Annotated in this window: 9 protein-coding genes, 1 tRNA gene, 2 pseudogenes and 1 riboswitch; of the genes and pseudogenes, 6 read left to right on the top strand and 6 right to left on the bottom strand. The window is 68.8% G+C overall.

Annotation, left to right across the window (positions count from 1 at the left end; genetic code table 11):
• Positions 1-183, top strand: a pseudogene (locus Q8W67_RS03205) (hypothetical protein); the annotation flags it as partial.
• Positions 184-247: 64 nt separating this feature from the next.
• On the opposite strand, the pseudogene Q8W67_RS03200 reads toward Q8W67_RS03205, so the two are convergent.
• From Q8W67_RS03200 to thiC, 4 genes and pseudogenes are all read right to left on the bottom strand, one after another.
• Positions 248-362 (bottom strand): annotated as a pseudogene (locus tag Q8W67_RS03200) (transposase); the annotation flags it as partial.
• 312 nt (positions 363-674) lie between these two features.
• Positions 675-749, bottom strand: a tRNA-Gly gene (locus tag Q8W67_RS03195).
• A 285-nt stretch (positions 750-1,034) separates the two neighbouring features.
• Positions 1,035-1,385: a flagellar protein FlaG gene (locus Q8W67_RS03190; RefSeq protein WP_305540569.1), complete on the bottom strand. Its 351-nt coding sequence runs from the start codon at positions 1,383-1,385 to the stop codon at positions 1,035-1,037.
• Positions 1,386-1,678: 293 nt separating this feature from the next.
• Entirely contained in the window at positions 1,679-3,565 is a 1,887-nt protein-coding gene (gene thiC, locus Q8W67_RS03185) for a phosphomethylpyrimidine synthase ThiC (RefSeq protein ID WP_305540567.1), read from the bottom strand.
• Between the two features lie 70 nt (positions 3,566-3,635).
• A riboswitch (TPP riboswitch) is annotated at positions 3,636-3,741 on the bottom strand.
• Between the two features lie 113 nt (positions 3,742-3,854).
• Between thiC and Q8W67_RS03180 the strand changes: the two genes are divergently transcribed.
• From Q8W67_RS03180 to Q8W67_RS03170, 3 genes are all read left to right on the top strand, one after another.
• Positions 3,855-4,676 carry an alpha/beta hydrolase gene (locus tag Q8W67_RS03180; protein WP_305540565.1) on the top strand — a complete coding sequence of 274 codons (822 nt, stop codon included), beginning with the start codon at positions 3,855-3,857 and terminating at the stop codon, positions 4,674-4,676.
• A gap of 24 nt (positions 4,677-4,700) precedes the next feature.
• A complete protein-coding gene (locus Q8W67_RS03175; protein WP_305540554.1) occupies positions 4,701-5,075 on the top strand; it encodes a restriction endonuclease in 375 nt (124 codons plus the stop codon).
• 108 nt (positions 5,076-5,183) lie between these two features.
• Positions 5,184-6,254: an acyltransferase family protein gene (locus tag Q8W67_RS03170; protein WP_305540551.1), complete on the top strand. Its 1,071-nt coding sequence runs from the start codon at positions 5,184-5,186 to the stop codon at positions 6,252-6,254.
• Positions 6,255-6,267: 13 nt separating this feature from the next.
• On the opposite strand, the gene Q8W67_RS03165 is transcribed toward Q8W67_RS03170, so the two are convergent.
• Both Q8W67_RS03165 and Q8W67_RS03160 read right to left on the bottom strand, forming a co-directional pair.
• A complete protein-coding gene (locus Q8W67_RS03165) occupies positions 6,268-6,513 on the bottom strand; it encodes a pilus assembly protein PilZ (protein ID WP_305540548.1) in 246 nt (81 codons plus the stop codon).
• A gap of 116 nt (positions 6,514-6,629) precedes the next feature.
• A complete protein-coding gene (locus Q8W67_RS03160) occupies positions 6,630-7,085 on the bottom strand; it encodes a hypothetical protein (protein ID WP_305540545.1) in 456 nt (151 codons plus the stop codon).
• A 193-nt stretch (positions 7,086-7,278) separates the two neighbouring features.
• Here Q8W67_RS03160 and Q8W67_RS03155 point away from each other — a divergent pair, with 193 nt between their 5' ends.
• Both Q8W67_RS03155 and Q8W67_RS03150 read left to right on the top strand, forming a co-directional pair.
• Positions 7,279-7,665: an ATP-dependent helicase gene (locus Q8W67_RS03155; protein ID WP_305540542.1), complete on the top strand. Its 387-nt coding sequence runs from the start codon at positions 7,279-7,281 to the stop codon at positions 7,663-7,665.
• Between the two features lie 140 nt (positions 7,666-7,805).
• On the top strand, positions 7,806-9,983 hold the full coding sequence (locus Q8W67_RS03150; RefSeq protein ID WP_305540540.1) for a transglycosylase domain-containing protein: 2,178 nt from the start codon (positions 7,806-7,808) through the stop codon (positions 9,981-9,983).
• The last annotated feature ends 22 nt before the right edge of the window (positions 9,984-10,005 follow it).

The raw sequence follows: 10,005 nt of genomic DNA, 5'->3' as shown, positions 1-10,005 counted from the left end.
TGGCCGTATCTCTGGATCGACGCGCCCTACGTGAAGGTGCGCCAAAACGGCCGCCTCGTCGGCGCGCTCCTGTTGGAGCAGAATGACGAATGGGCCGTCCAGCGGTCCGGCTACATCACCCTGGAAAGCATCGCCCCGATCGGCGATGAGCTCCGCGTCAGCCTGCCCACCCTGGCAGCCTGATCGATCCGGCCCAGGCCGGTGATCGGGGTGGCCCCGCCGAAGCTAAACCACGCTACGGGACACGACCAGGTCGGCTCGGAGACGCCCATCTTCCGGCAGACTTCGTCCACCGTCGCACCATTCTCCACCTGCCCCAGGGCGAAGGCGCTCTGTTCGTTCGTGAAGCCTTTGCGAGGCATGGCATCCACCCTCCTTCAGGGATCAGGATGCCCGAAAAATTTGCGCTCAGCGCGGGCCAGATTGATGGGTCAGGGTCAGAGGCCGAAGATGCGGGCGCAGAACTCGACGACGCGCGCGCCGCGGCAGCTCACACGCAGATTTCGACAACGGCGCGCTACGCGCGCAGAGCTGTCGGAAAATCACGGCAAGTGGCGACCCTTCGGATCGCCCATCGCGCCGTGAAGTTAATGGCCTGAACGGCTCATAGGGTACACGGGGAACGCGAGGTCAGCGGCAGAGCGTTAAAAAGGCTGACGCTTCAGCGAGTTAGTTGGAGCGGGCGATCGGGATCGAACCGACGACATTCAGCTTGGGAAGCTGACGTTCTACCACTGAACTACGCCCGCGGACATGGCGGTGACGGTCTCGTTGGCGAGGGCGGAGAAGAGACCCCGCACGCACCCCGTGCGCCCTGTACGGCGGAGATTTAGCAGTCCGGGGGTGACGGCGTCAAACGGGGCTTTCCGGTTTCGATGGGACAAACGGATCCACCGGAGGTTTGATCTGCGGCTGTGATCGGTACGCATCGGAACCGCCTCCGAGGGCCAAGCCAACATGTGCCGGCCCGGCATCTACGCAGGCGCGAGGCGCCCGCGGAGCGGCGAAGCTCCTGTGTGGCGCTCCTCAGGATCTCAGGCGAACCGGGACACGCCGCCGCTCTGGCCGCCCTGCGTGCCGCGCACAGCATCGTAGGCCCGGTTGCGCAACGCCGTTTCGCTCGGGAGTTGCTCGATCACGCTGCCGGACGAGGGATCGACGACCTGGAACACGATCGCGCTGGTGTCGGGGTCCTGGATGTAGCGGGCCTTGCCCTCGCTCGAACTTCCACCGGAGCCGATGTCGAGCTTCACCGCCGGTTCCAGCGGCGTCGTGGCGGTCTGCGAGACCGGAGCGTCTTGCGTGGCCGCGGAAGCGGCGGACGCGGCGAGTGCATCGAGACCCTGGGGTCCCGGCGTCGCCGCATTCAGCGGGCGGATATCCATGGCTGATCTCCTGCGATCCTGTGATCGAGGGATTCAGCAGAGGGTCTTCCTAAGCGTTCATTAACACCGGCTCCCGTCGCACGGGATGGCTGCCGCGGATCCGGACTCGCCATGAAGATCCCGTTACCGGACGGAGACAATTTTTCGATGTCAGTGACCCCGATGGACAGCCTCGACGGATCGCTCCGCTGAACCTGTGCCCTGTGAGGCCTGCTCCCAGGGTGCACGACCGGCCCGGCGACGATCCTGGATGCGGCACGCCCCGCCCTGAACGGGCGGGGCGTGCCGGTCGCTCACTCGGCGGCGTCGACGTAGAGCTTCCCGCCCTCGGCCAAGAACTCCTGCGATTTCGCCCGCATGCCGGCCTCCGCCTCGGCTTGGGACATGGCGGGCGAGGCCCCGACGACTTCGCCGGCCTCCTCCATGGCCAGCACTTCCGCGCGCAGGTCCTGCGTGATCTTCATCGAGCAGAATTTCGGGCCGCACATCGAGCAGAAGTGCGCGACCTTGTGGGCGTCCTTGGGCAGGGTCTCGTCGTGGTAGCGGCGGGCGGTATCCGGATCGAGGCCCAGGTTGAACTGATCCTCCCAGCGGAAATCGAACCGGGCGCGGCTGAGCGCGTCGTCGCGCAGCTGGGCGGCCGGGTGGCCCTTGGCGAGGTCGGCGGCGTGGGCGGCGATCTTGTAGGTGATCACCCCGGTCTTCACATCGTCCCGGTCAGGGAGCCCGAGATGCTCCTTCGGGGTGACGTAGCAGAGCATGGCGGTGCCGAACCAGCCGATCATCGCCGCGCCGATCCCCGAGGTGATGTGGTCGTAGCCCGGCGCGATGTCGGTGGTCAGTGGGCCGAGCGTGTAGAACGGTGCCTCGCCGCATTCCCGCAGCTGCTTCTCCATGTTGACCTTGATCTTGTGCATCGGCACGTGGCCGGGGCCCTCGATCATCACCTGGCAGCCCTTGTCCCACGCGACCTTGGTGAGTTCGCCGAGCGTCTCCAGCTCGCCGAACTGCGCGGCGTCGTTGGCGTCGGCGATCGAGCCCGGGCGCAGGCCGTCGCCCAGCGAGAACGACACGTCGTAGGCCCGCATGATGTCGCAGATCTCGTCGAAATGCTCGTACAGGAACGATTCCCGGTGCCCGGCGAGACACCAGCGCGCCATGATCGAGCCGCCGCGCGAGACGATGCCGGTGACCCGCCGGGCGGTGAGCGGCACATGCGCCAGCCGGACACCGGCATGGATCGTGAAATAGTCGATGCCCTGCTCGGCCTGCTCGATCAGGGTGTCCTTGAACACCTCCCAGTCGAGCTTCAGCGGGTCGCCGCCGACCTTCTCCAGTGCCTGGTAGATCGGCACGGTCCCGATCGGCACCGGGCTGTTGCGGATGATCCACGAGCGGATGTTGTGGATGTTCCGGCCGGTGGACAGATCCATGACCGTGTCGGCGCCCCAGCGGATCGACCAGACCAGCTTCTCGACCTCCTCGGCGGCCGAGGAGGTCACGGCCGAGTTGCCGATATTGGCGTTGATCTTGACCAGGAAGTTCCGGCCGATCGCCATCGGCTCCAGCTCGGTGTGGTTGATGTTGGCCGGGATGATCGCCCGGCCGCGGGCGATCTCGTCGCGGACGAATTCGGGAGTGATGAAGGGCGGCACCGAGGCGCCGAAGCTCTGGCCGTCGGCGAGCGTAGCCTCGGCGCCCGCCAGCATCGCGTCGCGGCAGGCGTTCTCGCGGTGGGCGACGTAGATCATCTCCTCGGTGACGATCCCGGCCCGGGCGAACTCGTACTGCGTCACCATCTGCCCGGGCGCCGCCTTGCGGATCGTGCGGGCTGCGGGGCAGGGCGCCACGAGCTTGTCGCCGGCGAAGCCGTTATCCTCGGGCTTGACCGCCCGGGGCTCCACGGCGGCGTAGCCGCGCGCCGCGATCCAGGGCTCGCGCACGCCGGACAGGCCGGCGGTGAGGTCGATGCGCGCATCGGTCTCGGTGTAGGGGCCCGACGGATCGTAGACCCGCACCGGCTCCTCCTTCGGATCGGACAGGGCGATCTCGCGGTAGGGGACGCGGATGTCCGGCCGGCCGGCCGGGCTCGCATAGACCTTGCGCGATCCGGTGACCGGACCCGTGGTCACGGTCTCGGGGCTGCCTTTCACGTCCTTGGGGAGAACGGGTGCGTTCATCGTGGGCCTCTCCTCTTGATGGAGCGGTCCGGTCCAATCGATGGATGAGATGAGATCCGGTCACACGAATGCGACCGCAGGTTCCCGTCCCTCCGCCGGTATGAGCCGGATCAGGTTCAAGGGTCAGGGCAGCGTGCCCAATCTCAGCCCCCTGCGGGGCTCCCCTCGGAACGGTTCGAAACTCGGCTCCGCGACCGGCTTTGTCAATGCTGGGCGCAGACCTTAGAAATCCAACGCAGGCTATCCCTCGTCCTGACGCGGCCTTCCCGGTCGCCCCCGGCTTCCGCCCATGCGCGTCCTCGTCGGCCTCGTGCTCGCGGCCATGCTGTTCTACGGCCTGGTGCTGGCTGCTCTGGCGCTCGGCCAGCGCCGGCTGATCTACCCGGGTGCCTATCAGCCGCCGCCGCCCTGGGACATGCCGCCCGGCGTCGAGGCCGTCACCCTCGTGACCGAGGACGGGGAGCGTCTTCACGCCCTGTGGCGCCCTCCGCTTCCGGGCTGCGGGGTCGTGGTCACCTTCCACGGCAACGGTTCTCGGCCCGAGCCGCACGCGGCCCGCTTCGCCGCGGCTCCGTGGCTGGCCGCGGGCTGGGGTATGTTGGCACCAGCCTATCGCGGTTATCCGGGCTCGACCGGACAGCCCAGCGAGGACGGGTTGCTCCGCGACGGACTGGCGGCGATCGCTGCCGTCGCGGAGCGCGCGCCCGGTGCGCCGACCTTGCTGCACGGCCACTCCCTCGGTGCCGCCGTGGCGGTCGCCGTCGCCGGCCGGGTCCCCCACATCGGGCTCTTCCTGGAAGCGCCCTTCGACTCGCTCGCCCACGTCGTGCGGCTGCATGTCCCGCTGGCCCCTTCCTGGCTACTGCGCGACACCTACCGATCGGACCGGCGCATCCGCGTCGGCACCGAACCGGTCCTGATCGTGCAGGGTATCGACGATCCGGTGGTGCCCGTCGCGCTCGCCCGGAACCTCGCCGCGGCCGCGGGGCCCCGGGCACGGATCGACGTGATCCCGGGCGATCACGTCTCGATCCTCGGCATCCGGGACCGGCAGGCCGAGGCGTTGTTCGGCGCGCGCGTCGGGTCGGCCTGTGCGCGGGCGGCACCGTGAGGGAATAGAGGGAGGAGACCTCGCGTGGTCGGACGCCGCTCCCGGCGCTGGAGCGCCGACGATCCCGACGGGCCGGAATCCGCCGCCCGGACAGATCCGGTCTGCCCGCTCTGCCAGCGGCCGATACCGCCCGGCGCTCGCTCCAGCCTCCACCATCTCACCCCCAGGCTGAAGGGCGGGACCCATCGGGGCACGGTGCGACTGCACCAGATCTGCCACTCGGCGATCCATGCCCGATACAGCGAGTCCGAGATCGCCAAGCGTCTCGCCGCCGTGGAGGCGCTGCAGGCCGACCCGGAGATCGCCCGGTTTCTCGCCTGGATCCGCGGAAAGCCCGACGATTTCCACGCGGCCACCCGCACGACGCGAGACCGACGCGCGCCGAAGCGTCGGGACTGAGGCATCTGCGTTTACCCGGCGTTCGGCACATCCGCAGGTCGCGCCGCCGGTCGGTCCTTCGCGTCAACCTTGTCGATCCAGGATGGTCCCGGCTCTGGGAGTGGGACGATGGGCGGGGCAGGGAACGCGGACGATCGGCTCGCCTGGGTGGATATCGCCAAGGGTATCTGCATCCTGCTGGTGGTGATGATGCACGCCGTTACCGGCACCGGCGAGGCCATGGGCGGCACGGGGTTCCTCCATCCGGTCGTCGCCTTCGCGAAGCCGTTCCGGATCCCGGACTTCTTTCTCCTGTCCGGCCTTTTCCTGGGCCGCGTGATCGATCGCGACTGGCGCCTGTTCGCCGACCGCCGTGTCGTGCATTTCGCCTATTTCTACCTGCTCTGGCTGGTCATCCAGTCTTTCGCCCGGTACAGGAAGATCGTCGGCGACGCAGGGCCCGCTGCGTTCGTCGCCCACTTGGCGCATGCCCTGATCGAGCCCTATTCCAGCCTCTGGTTCATCTATCTGCTGGCGGTTTTCTCTGTGGTGACGAAGGCCTTGCGCCGGATGCCCGGGATGCTTCTGCTAGCCGGGGCAGCCCTGCTGCAGATCGCCGATATCCGCAGCGGCTCGACCCTCATCGAGGAGTTCTGCGCTCGTTACGTCTACTTCGTCGCCGGCTACCTGTTTGCCGAGCGAATCTTCGCCTTGGCCGACGTTGCGCGTCGGAGGGCCGGCGTTGGCTTGTGCGGCCTCGCCGCCTGGGCGGCCGTGGAGGGATGGCTCGCGCTGACGCCGATCGGCAGCCCGGCCTACCCGACCCTCGCCAGCCTGCCGCTCGTGAGCTTGGCGCTCGGCGCGGCGGGCGCGCTTGCGATCGTGGTCGCGGCCGCGCTCATCGGCCGGGCGGGCGGCCCGCTCGCCGAGGCACTCCGGGCCTGCGGACGGCGCTCGATTGTGATCTACCTCGCCTTCTCACTGCCGATGGCCGCGACCCGCGAACTTCTGGTCCGCACCGGGCTCACCGCCGATATCGGTCTCGCGAGCCTCGTGGTGATGTCGGCGGCGCTGCTCCTGCCGCTGGCGTTCGAGAGGCTGGTACGCGATACGCCGCTCAACCTGCTGTTCGTGCGCCCCCGGCTGTTCCGGATCACCGCTGAGACGCCGCGTCCGCGAGCGGCACTGCGGACCACCTGAGGCGGTGCGAAGTTCAGTTCTCGAACGCGACACCGATCCGGCGGCTGCGCCGCCACGCCACGGCGGCCGGCCGCGGATCCGCGCCGTCCGTGAGCCGGATCGGGAAGCGGTCCGGTACCGCTTGGTCGTCCTCGACCTCGATCTGGGCCCCCGTCTCGGTGGCATCCCAGACGAGGCAGCCGACTTCGCCGCAGGCGAGCAGCAGGGTGCCGAACGTGAAGGCATTCTTCCGGAATGCCCCACGGCGATCCTCCGTCATCGCACCCTCCCTCCGGCATCGTCAGACCGCAGAGCCAAGCTCCGCGACGGGGAACGATGCCGGACAGCGGTTAACAGGCCGGATACGGTGGCGAGACTGCTCTCGCCGTCAGATGATCAATAGTCGTCCGGCTCGTCTCGGTAGCGGCGCCGTTCGCGGCCGTAATCCTCGTCGGAGGGACGGCGCACCGGCGGACGGTCGTAGTCGCGGCCGTAGCGATATTCGTCCCGCCCGCGGTCATCGTAGTCTTCGTCACGCGAGCGGGGGGCGCCCCCGCGGCGGTCGCTGATGCGCGGCGCATACCAACAGCTCTTCGCCTGGCCGGGGGCGGGGTCGCCGAAGGTCTGGCTGTTGCAGGGGATCATGCCGCCCTGCGGGAACGGCCGGCCGTTGGTCTTACCGGGGACGCCGTAATAGACATTGGTGGGATAGGGCATCCGGCAGACCCCGCCTTCCTGGGCACAGCCGATCAGGTTCACCGTGTCGAGCTGGGCGGCCCGGGCCGGGGCGAGTTCGAAAAGGCCCGGGGCCAGCATCAGGCCTCCCAGGGCCAGCGCAATCCGACAACGCACGGTCTCGATCCTTTCTCGCTCACGGTGGCGGCATCGATATCTCCGACCGGTGACTTCCGGCCGGAGGCTGCGGTGGGTATGGCGACATCACGTGACGGTTCGCCAGCCCTGGATGCGGACAGGCGTCGAAATTTGACAGAGATCGGGCGCGCTCCTGGCTTTCCAGCGGGAGACGGTGCCCCGGGAGGCCTCGATGAGAGATGCGTCGGCGCAGGAGCTGCTGCTGCTCAGCGCCCTGCAGGAATGCCGGATCCATCTGGACGCCGCGCGCAAGGACGAAGCGACCCGCGCCGCCGTTCGGCTGGAACTCGTTGCGGCGCTCGAACGGGAGGAGGCCCTGAAGGTCGAACTCCTGGAGGAGCGGGAGCGCACGGAGGCGGTCCGGATCGTCCTTCAGGCACTCATGGCCAGCATCGGCCGGTTCGGCCTGCGCCGCGGCCTGTTCAAGGCGCGCATCGCACGGCTCGGCCGCGAGACCCCGGATGCCGGACCGCAAGCGGTCCGGCATCCGGTGCTGCTGACCGAGGCGCGGCGCGTGCTCGGCCAACGACCGGCTGGAGCTTCCGCATCCGACAGTTGAGGGTAGCGTCCGACTGCTGCCCGCCCCGCGTGCTGAACGGATCGATAACGGCCCCTTAAACCGCCGCATTTAGCGTGCGGAAACCGGAGTGCGCCGCAACAGACACGCGCGTCGGTTCGGATCGTTCGAAGACGGGATGCATGGCCAAGGGTCGCGGCAGGATTGAGCCGAACTTCGATGTGCCCGAGGGGCGCATTAGGGATCGGGGCGAACTCGACCTGCGGCTGTCCCGCGAGGACCGGGCCGGGGCGGGAGAGCGCGTGGCGAAGCGATCGGACGTGACGGCGCGGGCGCCGGCCAAGACGGCACCTCGACCGAAGGGATCGGGCCGCACCCGGCGCAGGCGTTCCTGGCTCGGCCGGATCGTCTACGGGACCGTCGTGCTCGGCCTGTGGGCGGTGATCGGGCTGGCCGGGTTGATCGCCTACCACGCCTCGCAGCTGCCGCCGATCGACCAGCTCGCGGTGCCCAAGCGGCCGCCCAACATCGCCATCCTGGCGAGCGATGGCTCGTTGCTCGCCAACCGCGGCGAGACCGGCGGCCGGGTCGTCTCGATCAAGGAACTGCCGCCCTACCTGCCCCGCGCCTTCGTGGCGATCGAGGACCGGCGCTTCTACCAGCATTTCGGCGTCGATCCGGTGGGCATCCTCCGGGCGATCGGCCAGAACCTGACCCGGCGCGGCGTCGCGCAGGGTGGATCGACGCTCACCCAGCAGCTCGCCAAGAACCTGTTCCTGACTCCGGAACGCTCGGCCTCGCGCAAGATCCAGGAGGCGATCCTGGCCCTCTGGCTGGAGCACAAGTACAGCAAGGACGAGATCCTCGAACTGTATCTGAACCGCGTCTATTTCGGCGCCGGCGCGTACGGCGTCGAGGCCGCGGCACAGCGCTACTTCGGCAAGCCCGCCAAGGAGGTGAGCCTCGCGCAGGCCGCGATGCTCGGCGGCCTTGTGCAGGCGCCCTCGCGGCTTGCCCCGAATCGCAACCTGCCGGCCGCGCAGGCCCGCGCCGCGCAGGTGCTGGCTGCCATGCAGGAACTCGGCTTCGTCCCCGCACAAGACGTGAAGGTGGCTCTCGCCCAGCCGGCTCGGCCCGCCAATGCCCGCGGCGGCGGCTCGGCCAACTACGTCGCCGATCTGGTGATGGACGTGCTCGACGATTACGTCGGCAAGTTCGACACCGACATCACGGTGCAGACTACCGTGGATACGGGCCTGCAGGCCGCGGCCGAGAAATCGCTGACGGACGAGCTGAACGCCAAGGGCACACGCTACAATGTCGGCCAGGGCGCGCTCGTGTCGATGCGACCCGACGGGGCTATCCGAGCGCTGATCGGTGGTCGCGACTACGCGCAGAGCCAGTTCAACCGCGCGACCACGGCCAAGCGCCAGCCCGGCTCCTCGTTCAAGCCCTTCGTCTACCTGGCCGCCGTGGAGCACGGGGCCACGCCCGACACGGTGCGGGAGGATGCGCCGATCCGCATCGGCAACTGGGCGCCGGAGAACTATTCCCACAAATACGAGGGGGCAGTCACCCTGCGCACAGCGCTGGCGCTCTCCCTCAACACGGTCGCGGTCCGCCTCGGCCAGGAGGTCGGCCCGAAGACCGTGGTGCAGACCGCGCAGCGCCTAGGGATCACCTCGCCGCTCCAGGCCAACGGCTCGATCGCGCTCGGCACCTCCGAGGTGACGCTGCTGGAGATGGTCGGCGCCTACGGGGCCTTCGCAAACGGCGGCAACGGGGTGATCCCCTACGTGGTGACCTCCGTGAAGGGCGCGGACGGAAAGATTCTCTACAAGCGCTCCGACAGTGGGCTCGGCCGGGTCATCGACGCGAATGCCGACGGCATGATGAACGCGATGATGCACGAGACCTTCGTGATGGGTACCGCCAAGAAGGCCGACATCCCGGGCTGGGACCTCGCCGGCAAGACCGGCACCAGCCAGGATTTCCGCGACGCTTGGTTCATCGGTTTCTCGGGCAGCCTCGTGACCGGGGTCTGGCTCGGCAACGACGACGGCGAGCCGACCAAGAAGGCGTCGGGCGGGAACCTGCCAGTGGAGATCTGGAAGACCTACATGACTCAAGCCCTGAAGGGGCAGAATCCGGTCCCGCTGCCCGGCCTGAACCGCTGGCGCAAGCCGCCGGAGACCACGGCCTCGGTGGCGAGCGCCGCGCCGGGTTCCCCGGCCGACCTCCTCGGCCAGATCTTCGGCGACCCCGCGGCGCCCCCGCCGCGTCCGCAGGCACCCGTCCGTCGGGCGCCGGCCAAGGATGACCGCAACTTCGTCGAGAAGCTGTTCGGGATCGGCGAGTAGCGGGAGCCGGTGGCGACGGTGC

Origin of the sequence: Methylobacterium sp. NEAU K, from assembly GCF_030700285.1 — a bacterium.
Classification (GTDB): Bacteria; Pseudomonadota; Alphaproteobacteria; order Rhizobiales; family Beijerinckiaceae; genus Methylobacterium.
This window is presented reverse-complemented; position numbering and strand designations above follow the sequence as displayed.

Coding starts and splice junctions, on each gene's coding strand:
- Q8W67_RS03190 (WP_305540569.1), bottom strand. CDS start 1,385: ATGGATATCCGCCCGCTGAATGCGGCGACGCCGGGACCCCAGGGTCTC.
- thiC (WP_305540567.1), bottom strand. CDS start 3,565: ATGAACGCACCCGTTCTCCCCAAGGACGTGAAAGGCAGCCCCGAGACC.
- Q8W67_RS03180 (WP_305540565.1), top strand. CDS start 3,855: ATGCGCGTCCTCGTCGGCCTCGTGCTCGCGGCCATGCTGTTCTACGGC.
- Q8W67_RS03170 (WP_305540551.1), top strand. CDS start 5,184: ATGGGCGGGGCAGGGAACGCGGACGATCGGCTCGCCTGGGTGGATATC.
- Q8W67_RS03165 (WP_305540548.1), bottom strand. CDS start 6,513: ATGACGGAGGATCGCCGTGGGGCATTCCGGAAGAATGCCTTCACGTTC.
- Q8W67_RS03155 (WP_305540542.1), top strand. CDS start 7,279: ATGAGAGATGCGTCGGCGCAGGAGCTGCTGCTGCTCAGCGCCCTGCAG.
- Q8W67_RS03150 (WP_305540540.1), top strand. CDS start 7,806: ATGGCCAAGGGTCGCGGCAGGATTGAGCCGAACTTCGATGTGCCCGAG.